This is a genomic window from Proteiniphilum sp. LBM24028, from assembly GCF_056629195.1.
Genome location: NZ_CM152817.1, coordinates 2,119,093 through 2,139,226, shown reverse-complemented (window position 1 = coordinate 2,139,226; position 20,134 = coordinate 2,119,093). Strand labels below are relative to the sequence as shown.

Sequence of the window (20,134 nt, the reverse complement as noted above, 5' to 3'; positions counted from 1 at the left end):
CTTGCCTTTTTTGATAAATCAAAAAAGGATGACCTTCGGAGTGCCCTCCGGGAGAACGGAGGGGGTCAACATCCCGGACAAGGGGTCAGCATCACCGGAATACGCAGTAGCTAAAAGAACAGAATTTAAGAATATTGCAAAGGCTGTGTTTTTTGATAATAATCCTAAAATAGTAGAAATCTTAAATCATAGAATAACAAAATTAAATTTGCAGAATGCTCATGCACATTTAGGAGATTATTTTAAAGCGGATGATATTTGTGAATATATCGCAAATGAAACTGATAAAAACGGTTTGTATCTAATCTTTATTGACCCAACGGATTGTAGTGTTCCTTTTGACTTAATAAGGAAATTAAAAGTAAAGTTCAAGAATATTGATTTCATAATTAATATCGCGATAGGTACAGATTTTACAAGGAATATTACTAATGCAATACATAATCCACAGAGCTATACAAAAGTCATCAATAAGTACAGTAGTTTTTTAGGCTCTTCTGACTTTTTCAATAATCCCCAATTAAAAAATTCTGATACTCTTGATCTGAGAGTTCTTTTTAGAGATTACTACGTTAGCAGTCTAGAAAAAATTGGATATAAGTTTACATCGTTTGTAAGAATCAAGAATTATTATGACCTTATTTTTGTTTCGTCACATGAAAGGGGATTACAATTTTGGGAAGAAGCAATAAAAATTGAACATGATGGACAACGACAATTGGTATTTGAATAAAAAAGAAATGCAAGATTTTAATAAACATGTTTTTGGAACCTACGAGTGGGCTGTAAGCAATGCCAATTTTATAAGTGGTTGCAGTAACAATTGTAAATATTGTTATAGCCGTGAAATGGCGATTCGTTTTAAACGTAAAACAACCGAAAACTGGCGAAACGAAGAGATAAACTTTAATCAGTTTAATAAAAAATTCAAAAAAGAGAGTGGATTTATAATGTTTCCTTCTAGTCATGACATTACACCTGATAATTTAAATTATACACTTATATTTTTACAAAAAATAATTGATTCAGGCAATAATGTACTTATTGTTTCAAAACCTCATTTTGAGGTCATTAGTTCTATCTGTGATGAATTTAAAAACTATAAAAAGAATATCCTTTTTAGATTTACTATAGGATCAACAGATAACAAGATTCTTAACTTTTGGGAGCCTGGCGCACCTGAATATGAAGAAAGAAAAAAATGTCTAATTTATGCATTTAAAAAGGGTTTCGAAACAAGCGTTTCTTGTGAACCTATGTTAGATGAAAATATCCTTAATCTTGTTACAGATATTCAAGATTATATAACTGATTTTATTTGGATTGGTAAAGCAAATTATTTACTCAGAAGGCTGAAAATGAATGGTTATGTTGACAACGAAACATTAGATAAAGCTAATTCATTGATTGAGAGTCAATCTGATAGCAATATTAGATTACTGTATAAAAACTTGAAAGATAATCCAAAAATAAAGTGGAAGGAAAGTATCAAAAAAGTTCTTAATTTAGAGATATCAACGGTTAAAGGAGCTGATGAATAAATCAATAAAACGAATTCTTATCACTGGCATCAACGGGTTCGTCGGCACTAATTTCACCAATAGCTGGTTCAAGAACCATACGATAGTTGGTCTGGATATCCATCAACCAGAGAAGAAGGGGGTGGAGCACATTTTTGGTTGGGAGGAACTTGGGAAGATCCCTCCGGTGGACGCGATTGTTCACCTTGCCGGGAAAGCGCACGACACAAAGAACCAGAGTGTGGCGCAGAGTTATTTTGATATTAATACAGGGCTTACGCAAAAGATATTCGACTATTTCCTGCAGTCGGAAGCGCGGACATTTATCTTCTTTAGCTCGGTGAAGGCAGCGGCGGACAGTGTGCCGGGGGATGTGCTGACGGAGGATATTGAGCCGAGACCGGTTGGCCCCTATGGGGAATCGAAGATCAAAGCGGAACAATACTTGTTGGTAAAAAGACACGAAGCGGATAATCTTCAAAAAAATGTGTTTATCCTTCGTCCGTGCATGATACACGGACCGGGAAACAAGGGAAACCTGAACCTGCTCTACCATGTGGTAAGCAAAGGTGTTCCCTGGCCACTGGGGGCGTATGAGAACCGACGGTCGTTTTGCTCTATTGATAACATCAGCTTTGTGGTGGAGCAGCTGATTGTGAAGGATGGTGTTGAGAGTGGCGTCTATCACGTGGGGGACGATGAGCCGCTCTCGACGAATGAACTGATTGGGTTGATCAGTGAGTCGGTCGGGAAAAAGTCTCCTATCTGGAAGCTCCCTAAGGGACTGATGGATACTGCTGCCCGGGTGGGGGGTGTGTTGCACCTTCCACTCAACAAAGTCAGGTTGCAGAAGCTTACCGAGAACTACGTGGTGAGCAACGATAAGATTAAGCGTGCACTGGGGATTGATCGCATGCCGGTATCGGCCAGGGAGGGGATGCGGAAAACGTTGGAGAGTTTTAGGTGAGAAAGCGAGTCTTATCAGCTCCATTGAGATAAACTATGGTATTGTTACCTTTTGTGAGGTTTGCAGAATAAGTTAGTGGATTAGGCGAGTTAAATATTTCGAATATTTCACATGATTCGAATATTTCGTTTATATTTGTAGTTCCAACATTAAAAACTACAGTTATGGTAACGACAAATGATATAAAAAGGCCTAATAAACGTGAGCGAAAATTAGCACAGGAGTCTTACACTTCTCTCATTTCCTCGATTGAACAGTTAAAATCGGACCAGGCCGAAATTGAAATTGAAGAGACCAGGGAGAGAATTATTCTTCCTGTAAAAGCATTGAATTTATTAGGCGAAATATTAAAGGCAATGAGTCAGGGTAAACCTATTTCAATAGTACCTATTGCAACGGAAGTGACAACGCAAAAAGCTTCGGAAATTTTGGGATGTTCAAGACCCTATCTTGTGAAATTACTGGAGGAGGGAAAAATTGAATATACGAAAGTAGGTAAACATCGCCGCATTAAATATGAGGATGTGATTGACTACAAAAAGAAAATGAAAGAGGAGCAAAAGAAACGGCTCATTGAGATGATGCATGCAGATGAAGACCTAGGGCTTTATGATTCATAGCGTTCGATTTACGGCAGTCCTGGATACCAATGTGATTTATCCGGTGATTATCAGAGATCTTCTTCTCTGGTTTGCCCATTATGATATGTATACGCCAAAATGGAGTAATCATATTTTTGATGAATGGAAGGATGTGATGCATAGAAAAGGTGTTTCACCTGATGAATCAGAAAAACGTACACTTAACCTGAACAATGCCTTTCCCGATGCTTTGGTGACACATTACGAAACTCTTATTGAGCATCTTGAATTGCCGGATGTAAAAGACAGGCATGTATTGGCCGCAGCTATCAAAACGAATGCACATGTAATTGTTTCGAACAATATAAAGGATTTCCCGGAAGATGTTCTGGATAGATATGGCCTGAAAATTAAGACACCGGATGATTTCCTGACGGATCTCATTGACTTAAACACAGAAATTGCGATTGAGGCTTTCAAAGAGATGGTTCTGAACAAAAAAAATCCTGAGTTAGATGAATATGAAGTGTTGGACTGTTTAAGAAAAAACGGACTGAAAGATACTGCCGACTACCTGCATGCCCTTCTTTAATAGGGAAGAAAACGAAAACGTTGAATAGTTTCATTTAAAATTGAATATGAGTGCAATAATATCATATCTCATCGTCTTAGTTTTGCTGCTTGCGGCAGAACTTTTTTATTTCCGGATAGCGGATCGGTTCAACATCATCGACAAACCGAACGAGCGGAGTTCGCACAACTACATCACCATCCGGGGTGGGGGAATCATCTGGTGGGTGGCGGCGTTGCTGTTCCTGTTGTTTCATTTTTCTTCTCAGGGGCTGTGGTTCTTTGCGGGCATCACGCTAATCGCGGGGGTGAGCTTCTGGGATGATGTGCAGAATTTGGGGCAGAAGGTTCGTTTGCTGTTTCATCTGCTGGCGATGAGTTGCGCGTTTTACCTGGCGGGGGTGTTCGGGGTGTATCCCTGGTGGGCCATCGTGATTGGTTATATTGTGTTTATCGGTATTGTGAATGCGTATAACTTCATGGATGGCATCAACGGAATCACGGGGTTGTATAGCCTTGCGGTACTGGGGGCGTTGCAGTACGTGAACCTGTCTTACGGTAATTTTGTGCATCCTGACCTGATCTGGTACCCGATGATTGCGTCGGGGGTGTTCCTCTTCTTCAACTTCCGGAAGAGGGCGAGGTGTTTTGCGGGGGACGTGGGGAGCGTGGGCATCGCCTTCTGGATTGTGACGTTGTTGTTGCTGCTGATCATGAAGACGAGTAACCTGATATGGCTGGGCTTCCTGATGGTGTATGGGGTGGATGCGGTGATGACCATCGGGCATCGTATCTGGCTAAAACAAAATATTATGGAGGCGCACCGGTTGCATTTCTATCAGATATTGGCCAATGAGCGGAAAGTGCCGCATAGGGTGGTATCGCTGATCTACTTTGCGGTGCAGCTGCTTTGCTCGGCACTGATCATCGTGTTTTATCCGGTTATTGGGTGGTGGGTGTTTGTCGCGCTGCTTGTTGTTTTGATGGGATTGTACATGATTAAATTTCCCATGATGGATATTATAAGGAGAAGGTCTTATGTTGATTGAGGAAAAATTATTGAATAGCGTTACTTCAAAGGCGAAGGGGAGCGACCGACTTCGCATGAATTATAATTTGCACGACAACCTGGAGGCGAAGGCGCAGCGGTTGCTGAATGCTCTGGAGCCGGGAACGGAACTTCCAATCCATAGGCATCAGCATACGGCTGAAACCTATATCGTGCTGCGGGGCGCCATTAAGGTGTTTTTTTACAATGACGAGAGGATGGTCACCAACGAGTTTATGATTAACCCTCTGGAGGGGAGGTATGGTATTCACATCCCCGCCGGTCAATGGCATACGCTGGAGGTACTGGAGAGCGGCACCGTGATCTTCGAGGTGAAAGACGGGCCGTATGCGCCCCTGCAACCGGAGGATATCATCCGGTTATAGGAATGCTCATTCACACTATGCGAGAATCGGAAATTCTTTATAGAATTGAAGCAGGGATATAGTTTCTGTCCGTAGTTTCGAGCGAACGAATTTCTTTATATCCTCATCCATCAATTCGCCTAAGCCATTCAACATTCCCCGGTCACTCATGCTTTCGAGATGCCCGATACATTTCTGTAAATAGTCGGCAAGTGGCATTTCCATGCGAGTCTCAACAATATCTTTGTTTATTGGCGTTTGTTTCTGCATGAAAAACCAACTGTCGAAGATATCGCGATTTGTCACTTCTCCACGGTCAAGCATGGCGCAGAGTTTATGGGCAAACATGTCAGAAGCGACCATTACCTGCATGTTGATACCCAGCAAGTTCTTTATTTCGTACCGGTTGTTCCACTGCCGGTTGGATATTTCCACTTTCAATTTCCGTTCGCCGATACCATAATCCAACACGATAATCGGACCGTAGAACTTCATTGCCTCGTCGAATATCTTACCCTGTTTCGACAGAATTGTTCGCACCTTTTCGTACACCGTTTTTTCTTTGGCAGGGTTGAGCAGGTTGAAATCCAAATCGACCGAAAAACGGGGCAGATCGTAAAAGAACATCAACGCCGTTCCGCCTTTGAAGCCAAGACAGTTTGCCAACTCAATATCTGAATAGATATCTTTGAGTATCTGCATCAGAAAAAATTTATGTTTGTTGATATTAACCATTGGCGAACAGCTTTTTCACTTTTGCCGTAAGTGTTTTTGATTGATATTCCGGCAAAAGTTGTATGATCAAATTTTTGTCAAGGGGGGCCAGGTTGTCGAAATAGTACTCCTTATTCAAATAGAGCATGTCCAGAAAGGCACGTTCAGGTGTAGCAATGTTTACATTACCGGTTTGGAGGATACCCTGTGTCACAATCAGGATTTCACCCTTGATTTTTCGATAGGCATAAATGCGGCCTTCGATATCCACACTCCGGCTTAAATAGCTGACGACGGTTATCCGTTCATCATATTGAAAGACAACGCCGGCCTTTTGCAGTACATATTCAAGCGAGATATAAGATGGAGTATAAAGCGTACAGGCCAACTCTTCGGGTTTATATCCGGGTTTGACGTAAATGCCCTTTCGTGGACGAAGCAGCTTGCCTTTGCGGACATGATAATTCAATCGCTCATTCAGCTTCTTGAATTCGCTCTCTCCGATGAGCATGGCAACATCGTTCAGCGTGAATACAGTTCGTGTATCGCTGAAAACAGACAAAATCAAGTCGTTATTTCGAGAACTATTCATTGGATTAATTTCAATGTTCAGTTCACAAAAATAAGGAATAATTTTGATTTTCCCAAATAATATTCAAAGACCAAATAAGCGTGAACGAGAATTAGCGCAGAAGTCATACATTTCTCTCATTTCCTCCATAAAACAATTAAAATTGGACCAGGTGGAAATAGAGATTAAGGAAACCAGAGAAAGAATTATTCTTCCTTTAAAAGCATTGAATTTATTAAGTGAATTACTCAAGGCAATGAGTCAGGGTAAACCCATTTCCATTGTACCTCTGGCTACCGAAGTCACTACTCAAAGTGCAGCTGAAATTTTAGGATGTTCAAGACCTTATCTAGTGAAATTGCTGGGGGAAGGGGGAATAGAATATACTAAAGTAGGCAAACATAGAAGAATTAAATATGAAGATGTGATGGACTACAAACAGAAAATGAAAAAGGAGCAGAAGCAGTGACTTATTGATATGATGACATGCTGGGTAGTATGCGCCCGCCCGGCAATGATGGAGGAGTTGAAGCGATTTATTGTGAAGACTTGTTATGACATTTAGTAATATGTAAAATAAAAATATGGTAATTTGTAAAACAGTATCGTATTAATTTGTAAAATAGCACTTCTTTCGTATATTTGTATCAAAAAACATGCTTTATCTTCCGAGAATAGTAGAATCTGAAATTGGGCAAAAATTGAGGGCCTCTGGTGCTGTATTGATTAAAGGACCAAAATCATGCGGAAAAACAGAAACTGCAAAACAGTTTGCCAAAAGCATTTTACAGGTGGACAGAGATGAACAGGTGCCTGTAATCATGTCGATTGATCCCAAAATGCTATTGGTGGGAGAAACTCCTCGCTTACTGGATGAATGGCAGGAACAACCGAAATTATGGAATTATGTGCGTCATGAAGTAGACGACAGAAAGCAAAAAGGACAATTTATTCTCACCGGGTCGGCAAATCCCGACGAAGAGGTAAGACTGCATAGCGGATCGGGGCGTTTTACAATCGTAGAAATGCAGACAATGTCGTGGCGGGAGATGGGTTATTCGACGGGAGCGGTGAGTATGTCAGGATTATTGCGTGGAGATCGTATCTCTTTTTCGCAGAATGAAATTTCCCTTGAAGTAATCATTGAAAGAATGATGAAGGGAGGCTGGCCCGCCCTCATTGGTGTTCCTTTCGAAGAGGCCCTGTTATTGAACAGGGGGTATGTGGATTTGTTGGCAGATATCGATATGAGCAGGGTTTCAAACAAGAGAAGAGACCCGGGGAAAGTACGAATGCTGCTTCGCTCAATCGCACGAAATGTGTCTACATTGGTGGATAATACCACGTTGGCTAAAGATATGAAAACAGTGGAAGATGCTGATTTATCACGGCCGACGATCATTGATTATCTGGATACATTGTCACGATTGATGATTTTTGAAGAACAACCCGCATTTAATCTGCATATACGATCTGCAAATTCGTTGCGGAAATCTCCAAAGCGGCATTTTTGTGATGTCTCCCTGGCTATAGCCGCGCTTAGATTAACCAAAGAGGCGCTATTGAAAGATCTGAAATATTGTGGGTTCTTGTTTGAATCGCTCGTTTATCATGATTTAAAAATGTACGCAAGGGCCAATGATGCAGAAGTCTCACATTATCGCGACTCAGCCGGTTTGGAAATTGATGCCATAGTCAGGCAAAATAGCGGTGCTTGGGCTGCTTTTGAAGTAAAATTGGGTGTGGGGATGCATGATGAGGCAGCCAGCAATTTGTTGAAATTAAACGAAGTGGTTGATAAGGATAAATCATCGGGTCCGACTTCTTTAAACATCATCACAGGTACTGGAATGAGTTATACACGGCCAGATGGTGTCAACGTGATTTCTATTGCTTCATTGGGAGAATAGTGGAGTTGCAACAGGTATTACGGAGTCATTGATTTGAAGTACAAAATCGATTTCTGCCAGATGCTCCTGTTTGGGTTTCTACAAAATTGTCATTTGGCGCTGAGGTAGTATTATAAGTATGCGCCCGCCCGGCAATGATGGAGGAGTTGAAGCTATTTATTGTAAGCGGTAAAGTTCGCCGGCGGTAACAGGATAATACCAACTCCAGCTTTTACTGACAGGCTGGTCAGATGTTCTCTAATATAGGGATATATAATAGCAGCACCATTTACGTTACCAAAATTTTCAAGATCGATTACCGATTCCCCAGTTTTTTCGAATACACCAATCATTTTAATGGTAGCTGATATTTGTTTTTCTTCGTTTAAGATTTGAGAGAAATGGAGCGTTTGTATGACAGATACGATGTTTTTTTCTGCATTTACAGTTACTTCCCCTTCAATTCGAATGTCATGTGTGATTGAAGGGTCGTCAAATACAACATTAGGTACCCTTTTAAAATCGCTCTCCAGTAAAAGGATATTATGTATCCTGAAGCCGGATTCCATATCTTTGTTATCATTTCCCATTTCTAAGATGCTTTTGGCAAATTTGTAAATTGCCCAATATCGGGGAGTCCATTTATTGGATTGTTACTAAAGTGATGATTGATATCGGTTGAAATGGTGATGTCATGGATAGTTACTGAATTTACAAAACTTGATATTTCTAAATTCGTCTCTTCAATTATAATACTTTTTGTGGATGAGATACAAGGCATGTCAAAATGAAGTCCCTTTAGTTCAAAGTCAATATTCTCTAATCCAACAAGGGCATCATCCGATATAAAACCAATATTTTCGTGTGGAAATTGATCTACAAACTCATCAAACATTTTACTCTCCCATGCGATATATCTTTCACTCAAATAATATACTTCATTAGGCACGACTTCCACAAAATGTGTATCTGAAAGTTTATCATGTTCGTACCGAACGCGGGTTTCAGGGAAATCGTGAATAAAGGATTGTAATTTTGAAATGATAAATTCGTTAGGTGTCATTTGCGTAAATACTTTTTTAGTACCGGTCTTAAAATGTCTGATAACTGTATAGAGTTTAAGCTTTCGCTGTATATAAATGCTTTGTCATCATAATCAGCGGAACTTCTCAATCTTTTAAGCTGCATTATATTTGAATTAATAAGACGGAAATCGCTTGAATTGTTCCCTTTAATGTACAGTTGAATCTCATTTATGAGGATATCGTGGGATCCCTTTCTCTCGGCTTTTTTATTCTTTGATTAAATCTAAGTCTGAGTCAGTTTTACCCATCTTATAGAACCAGATATGTCTGAATAACTTGATAACAGCTGTAGTACGAACAATGGGCTACAGATGGATAATGTGCCTTATCGTGAAGTATTTTTGCTGAATCATAGTTTATCTCAGACTTATTCTCTAACTCGCTCATTTTATGGACTGCAAAGTTAACATTTTTTTATGATTTTCAAAAATAGACAAAAGATTCTATCGTGGCAATTTTATCTGCCATTTTATGGTAAGTATTCGGTTATGCCCGCGTTTGATTCCTAAGTGGGGTTATTTCTTTCGTGTCGTCTGCATCCAGACTGTTTCATTTTTGGAGTTCTTAAACGTGATATCGTCGGCTTTAAATGCATAGCTTGTAATTGTTCCGGTGATTACGTCCTTATCATCATTAATTGATCTAAGGGTGAAATAAAAGCCAGTGAATTGAGAACCGAATGGGGACTGTCTCCTTATGATCCTGTTCCGGTTAAACAATTGCTCTTGAAATTGAATATCCTGACGCTTTTTAAATCTTTGGGAGATAATTTCTCGGGCATGTGCCTGAAGAGGAATGATAGTAGATTTATTTTAATCAATGCTAACCATGCCAGGGGAAGACAACACTTTACGATCGCTCACGAGCTATACCATCTATATGTACAGGAAACATTCGAAGTTCACTATTGCAATCCGGGAAGTATATATTCGTCAAAGCAAGAAAAAGAGGCCGACTTTTTTTCTTCTCTCTTTCTGATGCCGGAAATTGGAATTAAAAGTATGCTTCTTGAAGAGGAACTATCGCAAAATGAGGTTTCTATGGCTTCATTGTTGAAATTAGAACATTTCTTTGGTGTGTCAAGAAACGCTCTTTTAGTTCGGTTAAGCGCCTTACGATTAATATCAAAAAACAGATTTAATCAATTGAAAGAAATGCCTGTAATCAGATCTGCCCGAGAATACGGTTATGATATTTCGTTGTATCTGCCAGGAAATGACGGGTTGGTATTAGGTGACTACGGTGTAAAAGCTAAAACACTTTTCGATAAAGGATTGATCTCAGAGGGACATTATATTGAACTCTTATCGAAGATAGGTGTAGATCCAACTCAGAATAATGATTAAGAAGGTTGTGATGACCATGTGTAACACAAAATTAACAAAAGTAATTCTGGATTCTGATGTAATTATTCATTTTATTAAGGGTAATTGTCTCACTCTATTACCAAAAACTCTACCAACATACTCTTTTGTAATACTTGATATCGTTTTCGAAAATGAGTTGGCTATATTGCACAAGACTATTATTCTCAATACTGTTCAACTGTTAAAAACAATCTCGATTGAAAAATGGGAACCTATCAATGAAGAACGAAAAGAGTTTTTTATTTTACAAAAAAAATACGGATCAGGTGAGAGCGCCTCGATGGTGTATTGTAAATACAGAAATAATGTGCATGACGTTCTTCAAGGAGGGATTTGCTTCACCACGTTCCGTGGAGACATTTAAAAATTCAGTATCTGAAGGGTATTTATTAAGGAAAAATTTCTTTAATTAAATAGGATATATTATCTTTGCATCCGTGTTCAGGTTGATCACGGGAAACAGTCCGGATCATCAGGTTCCGGATTTTTTGTTTTAGGTTCGTTTTAGGTTATTACAAGCATGAACTATTTTACTCCGACAGAGGCTGCGGACGCATTCAGACGTGCGGCCATGGATAAATCGAGACGCCCCTTTCATGAATTTGCCGTTATGGCGGTGCTGGGCGGTGCCTTCATTGCATTTGGCGGTTTGCTGAGCGTGATGGTAGCCGGTGGCATGCCGGGAGTGGGTGAGGCAAACCCGGGGCTGGTGAAGTTCCTGGCGGGGGCGATGTTTCCCATCGGGCTGATCATGGTCTCCGTGACGGGAGCCGACCTGTTTACAAGCGACTGTGCGGGGCTTGCCTTTCCGCTGCAACGGAAGGAACTGTCGCCAGGCAGGGTGGCGGGAATACTGGCAGTCTCCTACCTCTTTAATTTCGTCGGGGCACAGCTGATCGCCTGGCTGCTGTCGGCCCACGTGGGGATACTCGACAGCGACCCCTGGCACTCTTATCTGCATTATCTCTCCGAAAAGAAAGTGAATCAGGATTTTATGCGTGTCTTCATTAAAGGCATCGGTGCCAACTGGCTTGTATGCCTGGGCATGTTCATGGGCTTCACCGCAAAGGACATTGCCGGAAGGAGCATCGCCATCTGGATTCCGGTAATGCTCTTTGTAACACTGGGCTACGAACACTCCATCGCGAACATGTTCTTTATTCCCGCGGCCATATATACGGGTGCGGAGATCTCCTGGGGCAGTTTCCTCATCAACAACCTGATCCCGGCCACACTGGGAAACATCGTCGGCGGTATGGGACTGGTGGGGATGGTGTACGCTTGGTTGTATCGGAAATAGGGGGCGGCCGTCGGCGTTCGGTAGTCATTGGCCGGCAATCAATGGCCGGCAGTCAGCTATCAGCAAGATGCGGGTAAATTAACATATGAAACGAGCATGAATTACGAAGTAATCGACTTTGTCAAAATCATTATCACACAAGATCATGACTAAAGCGAGTTCCATATGACACCATTGAAAATAAATATTTTAGTCATATAAAAAAAATTATTATATAAACATTTTATTATGAACAGTAAACAGGATGCATGGCAGGGGTTCCGGGGTGAACTATGGAGAAAAGAGATCAACGTGAGGGACTTCATCATGCAAAACTATACGCCATACGAGGGGGACGATTCATTTCTGGTGGCATCCACGGAGCGTACTCACAAGGTGTGGAACAGGCTCACGGAGATGTTCCGCGAAGAACAGGCCAAAGGGGTGTATGATGCCGAAACGAAACTCCCGCAGGAGATTGATACCTACGGCCCGGGATATATTGACCGGGAGAACGAGGCGGTGGTGGGACTGCAGACCGACGCACCGCTGAAAAGGGGCATCTTCCCCAAAGGGGGCATCCGCATGGTGGAGAATGCGCTGAATGCATACGGCTACACGCTGGACGAGATGACCAAAAAGATCTACACACGCTATCGCAAGACGCATAACGAAGGCGTCTTCTCGGCATACAACGACGAGATGCTGGCAGCACGCCGGTCGGGCATCATCACGGGATTGCCGGATGCCTATGGCCGTGGACGCATTATTGGTGACTACCGCCGTGTGCCACTCTATGGCACTACTGCGTTGATTGGGGAGCGGAAAGCATTCATGCAGCGGCTCGACATACAGGAGTTTACCGAAAATGCCATCCGCAGCCGCGAGGAGGTGAGCGAACAGATTAAAGCGCTGAAGGCGTTTGAAAAGATGTGCCAGGCCTACGGGTTCGACGTGACGGAGCCGGCACGCAACAGCCGCGAGGCGGTGCAGTTCCTCTATTTCGCGTACCTGGCTGCCGTGAAGGACCAGGATGGCGCGGCCATGTCGCTGGGGCGCACATCGACCTTCCTCGATATCTACATCGAGAAGGACCTGCGCGAAGGGCTGATCTCCGAGACGGAAGCCCAGGAGCTGATAGATCAGCTGATCATCAAGCTGCGCATCGTGCGTTTCCTCCGTACACCGGACTACAACGAGCTTTTCTCGGGCGACCCGGTATGGGTGACGGAATCGCTGGGGGGACAGACCTTGGACGGACGGACGCTGGTCACGCGCACTTCGTTCCGCTATCTGCAGACGCTCTACAACCTGGGGCCGGCACCGGAGCCGAACCTCACGGTGCTCTGGTCGCAGCAGAGCCCTGAAAACTGGAAGCGGTTCTGCGCAAAAGTGTCGGTGGATACCTCGGCCATACAGTATGAGAATGACGACCTGATGCGGCCCGACTATGGCGACGACTATGGCATTGCCTGCTGCGTGTCGCCAATGAAGATAGGCAAGCAGATGCAGCTCTTTGGCGCACGTGCCAACCTGGCCAAGTGCCTCCTCTACGCAATCAACGGGGGGCGCGACGAGAAGTCGGGTGTACAGGTGGCTCCCAGATATGAGCCGGTCACTTCGGAATATCTGGACTACGACGAGGTGATGGAAAAGTTTGAACAGACGATGCGCTGGCTGGCGAAGGTGTATGTGAATGCGCTGAAGGTGATTCACTACATGCACGACAAATATGCCTATGAAGCATTCGAGATGGCGCTGCACGATGGCGACGTGCAAAGAATCAGGGCCACGGGCATCGCGGGGCTCTCCATTGTGGCGGACTCGCTGGCGGCAATTCGCGACGCACGGGTGAAGGTAATCCGCGACGAGCGGGGCATCGCGGTGGACTTTGAACGGGAGGGCGATTATGTGCCGTTCGGAAATAACGACGACCGTACCGACCAGATTGCGGTGGACATCACGAAGAAGTTCATGGGCTACCTGCGCCAGCACGAGACCTACCGCAATGCAACGGCGACCCAGTCGATCCTCACCATCACCTCGAACGTGGTCTACGGGAAGAAGACGGGTGCCACACCCGACGGCCGCCCTGCCGGTACTCCTTTTGCGCCGGGGGCCAACCCGATGAACGGACGCGACCGCAAAGGGGCCGTGGCAGCACTGGCATCGGTGGCGAAGCTGCCTTTCCAGCATGCACACGACGGCATCTCCTATACCTTCGCGGTATCGCCGGGCTCGCTGGGCAAGGAGCGGAATACGAGGGTGGCGAACCTGGTGGGGCTGCTGGACGGCTATTTCACCGCCGACGGGGGACAGCACCTGAACGTGAACGTGTTCGACAAGGAGCTGCTGCTGGATGCGATGGCCCACCCGGAGAACCATCCGCAGCTGACCATCCGCGTGTCGGGCTATGCGGTGAACTTCATCAAGCTGACGCGCGAACAGCAGCTGGATGTGATTTCGAGGACGATAAATCAGATGTTGTAAATTTTCCCGATGTGCTTCTCGTCCGTCCTTATTCTTTGACTTGTCATCGTCTTGGTTTCTAAAAGAGAAGAAGTCGCTACGCTTACTTCTCTTTTTACGAAACCTTTGCCGGACAGGTGCCCAACGAATAATGAAGGACTTCGACGCACATTCGGGAAAAGCTGAAGCCTAAAAAGCTAACCACCAAAATTGACAAGCTTTCACTACCAAAGCTGATAGCTGACCGCTGATAGCTGATCGCTGAATCCTAAAAAAGCTGAGTCCTGAACGCCGACTCCTGACTCCTAAAAAATATGATCGGAAACATACATTCTCTCGAAAGTTTTGGTACGGTGGACGGCCCGGGAATACGCTTCGTGGTATTCATGCAGGGCTGCCCGCTACGCTGCCTCTATTGCCACAATCCGGACAGCTGGGACAGGAACCGAGCGGGACAGTACCAGCTGACACCGGAGGAGCTGCTGGCGGAGGTGATGCGCTACAGGAACTTTATCGCAAAGGGAGGTGTGACCGTGACCGGCGGGGAGCCGCTGATGCAGGCGGACTTCGTGCGGGAGTTCTTCCTGCTCTGCCGCGAACAGGGCATTCATACGGCGCTGGATACCTCGGGCGCGATATTTACCCCTGCCGCGCGCGACACGCTGGAGGCGGCGGACCTGGTGCTGCTCGACATCAAATCGGTTGACTTGGTGCAGCACAAGGAGCTGACCGGCGCCAAAATGAACAATACGTTGCGCTGCCTGGACTACCTGGAGGAGAAGCAGATTCCCGCGTGGATACGCCACGTGGTGGTGCCGGGGTGGACCGACGACGATGTGCTGCTGCAACGGTTAGCGGAGTTCCTCAAGCCTTACCGGTGCATTGAAAAGGTGGAGCTGCTGCCCTACCACCGTATGGGGGCGCACAAGTACGGGCAGATGGGATTAAAATACCGGCTGGAGGAGACGCCCGAGCTCTCGGCCGGCCGGTTGGAACGGGCACGGGAAATTTTTGCAGAATCGGGGTTAATATAGCTAAAAATGAATGGCCAGCTGCTGTTTTTTTGTTACCTTTACAGCTTCTTAAAATTAAGTAGCTGTGAATGAACATGTAAAATGTGGGGGCGAAACCGGAGGGAAGTAACCTTATTTTATGTATTTATCTCAAGTACAAGCAATAATAATCGTTAAATATATACGCAGCGAACATGGATAAAAGTTCGAACTTTTGGAAAACACATCTTTTGGGATGTGTTGTTTTATTTTTCACTCTCTCTTCCCTCCCGGCATTTGCACAAACCAGCGAGGTGCGGGGAACGGTGAAAGATGCCAGCGGCGAGAGCCTGATTGGCGTGAATGTGGTCAGAAAGGGCACCTCGGATGGAACGGTGACCGACCTGGACGGTAACTTCGTGCTGAAAGCACCGGCGAATGCTACGCTCGTCTTCTCCTACATCGGGTTTGAGAAGCAGGAGAGGGTGTGGGACGGCAAAAGCAGGCTGGACGTCACCCTGAAAGAGGACGTGGCCATGCTGGACGACGTGGTGGTAATCGGTGCCTACGGTACGGTGCAGAAAAGAACCGACATGGTGGGCTCTGCCTTTCAGGTGAATGCCGAAAGGCTTGAGACACTGCCGGTGGGACGCGTGGATAACCTGCTGGAGGGCATTGTGCCGGGCTTGCAGGTGTTGCCCAACTCGGACGACGCCTCGAGCACCAAACAACGGTTGAACCTCAGGGTGCGCGGAGAGGGATCGATGAGCGCCTCCAACGAGCCGTTGTGGATTGTGGACGGCACCCGCATCTTCAGTGGCGACAGGACAAATATGGTGGCAGGAATGAGCACCTCGATCAGCCCCCTCTCGTACATGAACGCCGATGATATTGAAAGCATCACCATCCTGAAGGATGCCACGGAGACCTCCATCTACGGTGCGGACGGCGCCAACGGCGTCATCCTGGTCACCACGAAGGGAGGCGCGGCCGGCAAAACAAAAGTGGGCCTTTCGCTGCGCACGGGGGTAGCCCAAATAAACCAGAGCGCCCGCTTCAAGGTGCTGAACGGAAGCGACTACCTGATGCTGGCACGGGAGTCGTACCTGAATTCGGGACGCGACCTGAGTACGTTCCCCTTTCAGGATAACGACATGAACCGGTACAGCACCACCGATACCGACTGGTCGAAGGTGTTCTACGATACCGGAACCCAGACCAACGCCTTCCTCTCCTTGTCGGGAGGCAGGGACGACCTGAAGTACTATATCTCGGGAGGGTATTACAATGGCCGGTCGACCGTCATCGGCAACAACCAGGAGCGTTACTCGTTGAGAGGTAACCTGGAAATGAAGATGACGCCCAAGCTGGACTTCTCTCTCATCTACGCGGCATCCTACAACATCAACAATGTGTTTGTGCCGGGGAACGACTACTACGAATATTTGCCCATCTACTCGCCGCGAAACGAAGACGGTAGCTTTCGGCTCTACAACAAAACACTGGCAGGGCTCGATGCTTCCGGCAACCCGGTATGGCAGACGTCGCGCTTTTTAAACTCCGTGCCGGAGAGGGAAGAGAACGACAACAAGCAGAAAGCCGCGGTGACCAACGTGAACGCGATCCTGAAATATGACATCCTGAAGGGGTTGTCTTCTACCACTCAGTTCGGTATCGATTATCAGGGACTGAACGAGGATCTCTACAGTGCAAGGACCAACTGGTCGGGGATGTCGACCACCGGCGAAGGGATCGGCTACTCCTACCGCAACAACGCCACCTTCCTTACATGGACGGCCATAGAGCGGCTGAACTACAGCCGATCGTTCGGCCAGCACCATGTGGGCGGACTGCTGGGATTCGAGGCAAGCTCGAAGGACGTGCGGACCATGGGAGCAAGGGGATCGGGCTTTATCAACGACCGGATCAAGGAGGTCTCCTACGCGGTGGACAGGAATGGCAGCAGCGGACGGAGTGTCTCCAGGTCGCTCTCATACTTCCTGCAGGGCAATTACGATTTCAACCGGCGCTATTATGTTACCGTGAACGCGCGCAGGGATGGCAACTCGGGCTTTGGCTCGGACTCGCAGTGGGGCAACTTTGCTTCTGCCGGGGCATCGTGGAACATCCACAACGAGGAGTTCTTCGATGCGGACAAGATCAACGTGCTGAAACTGAAACTCTCCTACGGGTCGAACGGCAACTCGCGAATAGGGTCGCAGGAAGCCCTGGGATTGTACTCATACGGCGAAAGCCACAACTATATGGGCGAGCTGGGCGGAACGATGTCGGGCAGCCCCAACAAGAAGCTGAGCTGGGAAACAGCCTATATCACCAACCTCGGGCTGCGCATAAAGATGTTCGACCGTGCGGACCTGGAGATTGAGGCTTACAACAAGAGGACGGTGAACCTGCTGAGCAACCTCGATGTGTCGAGGACGACCGGCGACACCAGAAGCTACCGCAACTCGGGCGAGATCGTGAACCGCGGCATCGAGGCCACGCTGAACGTGGAACTGCTCAACAGCAAGGACATGAACTGGTGGGTGGAGCTGAATGCGGCCCACAACCGGAACAAACTGATCGAACTCTACAACGGCCTGGAGAAGGTGATGGGAAATTACATCTGGAGAGAGGGGCATGACCTGAATACCTATTACATTATCCGCTGGGCAGGGGTGGACCCCCGCGACGGGGCGCCGCTCTGGTACGACAGCGAAGGAAACCTGACCAGGACCTACAACGACCAGAACAGGGTGCCCTGGAAAACTTCCTCGCCCGACCTTACCGGAGGAATCACCTCCCAGCTGACCTACAAGGATTTCTCGGTCAGGGCGCTCTTCTCCTATGTGCTGGGAGGATACGGCTTCAGCACCTTCGGACGGAACGTGATGTCGGACGGACTGAACATCATGTCGGAAAACCAGTCGGTGAACCAGCTGGACCGCTGGCAGAAGCCGGGCGACGTGGCGCTTTCCCCGAAACCGATCTGGGGTACCTCCACACGGTCGGTCATGAGCTCTACACGCCACATCTACAAGACGACCCATGTGAAATTCAAAAATATTGCATTGAGCTACGCCCTGCCGGAGCGTTTTCTGAAGCAGGTGGGCGTGTCGGGCGGAAAGATTCATCTGATCGGGGACAACCTGCTTGTCTGGACTCCCTACGACAAGAAAGAGAGAAACAGCTACAAGCAATCCATGAGCGGCTATCCGGTGGAAACAAGCTTCTCACTGGGAATCGATCTGAGTTTTTAATGATAGCGCACAAAAAAATAAACGTATGAAGTCAATATCGAAAATAGGAATCATGGGCTCCCTCCTGCTGTTTGTTGCATCGTGCGACTTCCTGGAGGTGGAGACGGTGGGCAGGACAACGATGCCCAACTTTTTCTCCGACGTGCCGGGATTGAAGGCGGGACTGTCGGGAAGCTACAGCAAGATGTACAGCTATTACTCTTCCGAATTCTACAAATATCCCGAGGTGGCCGGCAACATGGTGGACCTGAATGTGGTGAGCGCCGACGTGGAGATGATCGATCAGTATAATTTCACCTCCGACCCGCAACAGGAGGTGGGTGCCGTGGGATATATCTGGAGAAAGATCCTGGAGGCACTGGCAAACGTGAACAACGTGCTGGAGTATGCGCCGCCGTTGAAGGATGCCTATCCGAACCAGAAGGCGGAGATTGAACGGGTGCAGGCCCAGGCGCTGTTTCTGAGGGCGCTTTGTCATTTCGACCTGTACAGGACCTATGCCCAGCCTTACAACTATACGGCCGATGCGTCGCACCCGGGGGTACCGGTTCTGCTGGTGACGCCGGGACCGGACGATCTGCCTTCCCGCGCGACGGCGAAGCAGGTGTTCGACCAGATCATCAAGGACCTGCAGGAGGCGGAGGGGCTCTTTGGCGACCGGCCCATGCAGGATGCCTACCACGTGTCGAAAGAAGCCGTGTGGGCCCTGCTTGGCAGGGTGTACCTCTACAAGGGGGACTGGGACAACGCCATCCTCTATGCCACAAAGACCATGGAGGCGGTGCCGCTGGCCCGGGGAGACGACTACCTGGCCATGTATCATGGACTGACTGCCGGCAAGGAGGCGATCTTCCGCCTGAACGGGACGCTGAAAAGCAAGTCGCTGGGCATCTTCTTCTCTTCCGGGAAGCCGATGGTCCATGCTGCCGACACGTTGATGAGTCTCTATACGGACCCCGAAGATATCCGGTTGCAACTGTTCGCGACCGACGACAGCAACGAGCAGAAGATCACCACGAAGTACCGGATAAAAACGGACTATACGCCGGAGCAGGAGCGATACGATCCCTTTATTCTCCGGGTGTCGGAGATGTACCTGAACAGGGCGGAAGCCTATCTGAAAAAAGGAGATGCGCCCAGGGCGGCAGGCGACCTGAAAGCGCTTCTGGCCAGGGCCCTGGGTAAAGATGTGTCGGAGGTGCGGATCGACTACGCGAACAACGGGGAGCTGCTGCATCTGATTAAAAGGGAGAGGGCCAAGGAGCTCTGCTTCGAGGGACACAACTTCTTCGATATTGTGAGAATGAACGATCATCTGGTGAGGGGCGAAGGTACCGGTTCCAACGTGGCGTTCCTTCCGTATCCGAACGACCTGTTTGTGCTGCCCATTCCCCAGTCGGAGCTGAATGCGAACACGAACATGCAGGGAAATCCCACGGTAAACAATTAATTGAACA

Annotated in this window: 19 protein-coding genes; 15 read left to right on the top strand and 4 right to left on the bottom strand. The window is 46.9% G+C overall.

The features are described from left to right. The first annotated feature begins 28 nt into the window (after nucleotides 1–28). The 7 genes from tcmP to AC1HCU_RS08330 all read left to right on the top strand — a co-directional run bounded on the left by tcmP (nucleotide 29) and on the right by AC1HCU_RS08330 (nucleotide 5,072). Nucleotides 29–733: a three-Cys-motif partner protein TcmP gene (gene tcmP, locus AC1HCU_RS08360; RefSeq protein ID WP_480365132.1), complete on the top strand. Its 705-nt coding sequence runs from the start codon at nucleotides 29–31 to the stop codon at nucleotides 731–733. Then, nucleotides 702–1,541, top strand: a complete 840-nt coding sequence (locus tag AC1HCU_RS08355) for a radical SAM family protein (protein ID WP_480365130.1) — start codon at nucleotides 702–704, stop codon at nucleotides 1,539–1,541. Before tcmP ends, AC1HCU_RS08355 begins: the two co-directional genes overlap by 32 nt. Beyond that, the gene (locus AC1HCU_RS08350; protein ID WP_480365128.1) at nucleotides 1,534–2,487 is read left to right on the top strand and encodes an NAD-dependent epimerase/dehydratase family protein; all 954 of its coding nucleotides are present in this window, start codon (nucleotides 1,534–1,536) and stop codon (nucleotides 2,485–2,487) included. Before AC1HCU_RS08355 ends, AC1HCU_RS08350 begins: the two co-directional genes overlap by 8 nt. A gap of 164 nt (nucleotides 2,488–2,651) precedes the next feature. After that, entirely contained in the window at nucleotides 2,652–3,107 is a 456-nt protein-coding gene (locus tag AC1HCU_RS08345; protein ID WP_071137892.1) for a helix-turn-helix domain-containing protein, read from the top strand. Beyond that, nucleotides 3,097–3,660 carry a PIN domain-containing protein gene (locus tag AC1HCU_RS08340; protein WP_480365126.1) on the top strand — a complete coding sequence of 188 codons (564 nt, stop codon included), beginning with the start codon at nucleotides 3,097–3,099 and terminating at the stop codon, nucleotides 3,658–3,660. The genes AC1HCU_RS08345 and AC1HCU_RS08340 overlap by 11 nt, the downstream gene beginning before the upstream one ends. 58 nt (nucleotides 3,661–3,718) lie before the next feature. Further along, the gene (locus AC1HCU_RS08335; RefSeq protein WP_480371130.1) at nucleotides 3,719–4,687 is read left to right on the top strand and encodes an MraY family glycosyltransferase; all 969 of its coding nucleotides are present in this window, start codon (nucleotides 3,719–3,721) and stop codon (nucleotides 4,685–4,687) included. After that, a complete protein-coding gene (locus AC1HCU_RS08330; RefSeq protein WP_480365124.1) occupies nucleotides 4,677–5,072 on the top strand; it encodes a WbuC family cupin fold metalloprotein in 396 nt (131 codons plus the stop codon). Before AC1HCU_RS08335 ends, AC1HCU_RS08330 begins: the two co-directional genes overlap by 11 nt. A 15-nt stretch (nucleotides 5,073–5,087) precedes the next feature. Here the strand turns inward: AC1HCU_RS08330 and AC1HCU_RS08325 are convergent, their stop codons facing one another. Together AC1HCU_RS08325 and AC1HCU_RS08320 are read right to left on the bottom strand one after the other, a co-directional pair. Next, nucleotides 5,088–5,753 (bottom strand): nucleotidyl transferase AbiEii/AbiGii toxin family protein, encoded by a 666-nt coding sequence (locus tag AC1HCU_RS08325; RefSeq protein ID WP_480365122.1) that lies wholly within the window; start codon nucleotides 5,751–5,753, stop codon nucleotides 5,088–5,090. Between the two features lie 25 nt (nucleotides 5,754–5,778). Continuing rightward, nucleotides 5,779–6,357: a type IV toxin-antitoxin system AbiEi family antitoxin domain-containing protein gene (locus AC1HCU_RS08320; RefSeq protein ID WP_294071424.1), complete on the bottom strand. Its 579-nt coding sequence runs from the start codon at nucleotides 6,355–6,357 to the stop codon at nucleotides 5,779–5,781. 151 nt (nucleotides 6,358–6,508) lie between these two features. Between AC1HCU_RS08320 and AC1HCU_RS08315 the strand changes: the two genes are divergently transcribed. Together AC1HCU_RS08315 and AC1HCU_RS08310 are read left to right on the top strand one after the other, a co-directional pair. After that, on the top strand, nucleotides 6,509–6,805 hold the full coding sequence (locus AC1HCU_RS08315; RefSeq protein ID WP_480365120.1) for an excisionase family DNA-binding protein: 297 nt from the start codon (nucleotides 6,509–6,511) through the stop codon (nucleotides 6,803–6,805). Between the two features lie 187 nt (nucleotides 6,806–6,992). Then, nucleotides 6,993–8,246 carry an ATP-binding protein gene (locus tag AC1HCU_RS08310; RefSeq protein ID WP_480365118.1) on the top strand — a complete coding sequence of 418 codons (1,254 nt, stop codon included), beginning with the start codon at nucleotides 6,993–6,995 and terminating at the stop codon, nucleotides 8,244–8,246. Between the two features lie 152 nt (nucleotides 8,247–8,398). On the opposite strand, the gene AC1HCU_RS08305 is transcribed toward AC1HCU_RS08310, so the two are convergent. Continuing rightward, a complete protein-coding gene (locus AC1HCU_RS08305; protein WP_294071433.1) occupies nucleotides 8,399–8,815 on the bottom strand; it encodes a protein-export chaperone SecB in 417 nt (138 codons plus the stop codon). Between the two features lie 2 nt (nucleotides 8,816–8,817). Next, the gene (locus AC1HCU_RS08300; RefSeq protein ID WP_480365116.1) at nucleotides 8,818–9,288 is read right to left on the bottom strand and encodes a hypothetical protein; all 471 of its coding nucleotides are present in this window, start codon (nucleotides 9,286–9,288) and stop codon (nucleotides 8,818–8,820) included. A 690-nt stretch (nucleotides 9,289–9,978) separates the two neighbouring features. Here AC1HCU_RS08300 and AC1HCU_RS08295 point away from each other — a divergent pair. The 6 genes from AC1HCU_RS08295 to AC1HCU_RS08270 all read left to right on the top strand — a co-directional run bounded on the left by AC1HCU_RS08295 (nucleotide 9,979) and on the right by AC1HCU_RS08270 (nucleotide 20,127). Then, on the top strand, nucleotides 9,979–10,656 hold the full coding sequence (locus AC1HCU_RS08295) for an ImmA/IrrE family metallo-endopeptidase (protein WP_480365114.1): 678 nt from the start codon (nucleotides 9,979–9,981) through the stop codon (nucleotides 10,654–10,656). Between the two features lie 541 nt (nucleotides 10,657–11,197). Beyond that, entirely contained in the window at nucleotides 11,198–11,977 is a 780-nt protein-coding gene (locus AC1HCU_RS08290; RefSeq protein ID WP_480365112.1) for a formate/nitrite transporter family protein, read from the top strand. A 228-nt stretch (nucleotides 11,978–12,205) separates the two neighbouring features. Continuing rightward, nucleotides 12,206–14,446: a formate C-acetyltransferase gene (gene pflB / locus AC1HCU_RS08285; protein WP_480365110.1), complete on the top strand. Its 2,241-nt coding sequence runs from the start codon at nucleotides 12,206–12,208 to the stop codon at nucleotides 14,444–14,446. A 293-nt stretch (nucleotides 14,447–14,739) separates the two neighbouring features. After that, nucleotides 14,740–15,459 (top strand): pyruvate formate-lyase-activating protein, encoded by a 720-nt coding sequence (pflA, locus tag AC1HCU_RS08280; protein WP_480365107.1) that lies wholly within the window; start codon nucleotides 14,740–14,742, stop codon nucleotides 15,457–15,459. Nucleotides 15,460–15,632: 173 nt separating this feature from the next. Continuing rightward, on the top strand, nucleotides 15,633–18,677 hold the full coding sequence (locus tag AC1HCU_RS08275) for a SusC/RagA family TonB-linked outer membrane protein (RefSeq protein ID WP_480365105.1): 3,045 nt from the start codon (nucleotides 15,633–15,635) through the stop codon (nucleotides 18,675–18,677). A 25-nt stretch (nucleotides 18,678–18,702) separates the two neighbouring features. Continuing rightward, nucleotides 18,703–20,127, top strand: a complete 1,425-nt coding sequence (locus tag AC1HCU_RS08270; protein ID WP_480365102.1) for a RagB/SusD family nutrient uptake outer membrane protein — start codon at nucleotides 18,703–18,705, stop codon at nucleotides 20,125–20,127. The last annotated feature ends 7 nt before the right edge of the window (nucleotides 20,128–20,134 follow it).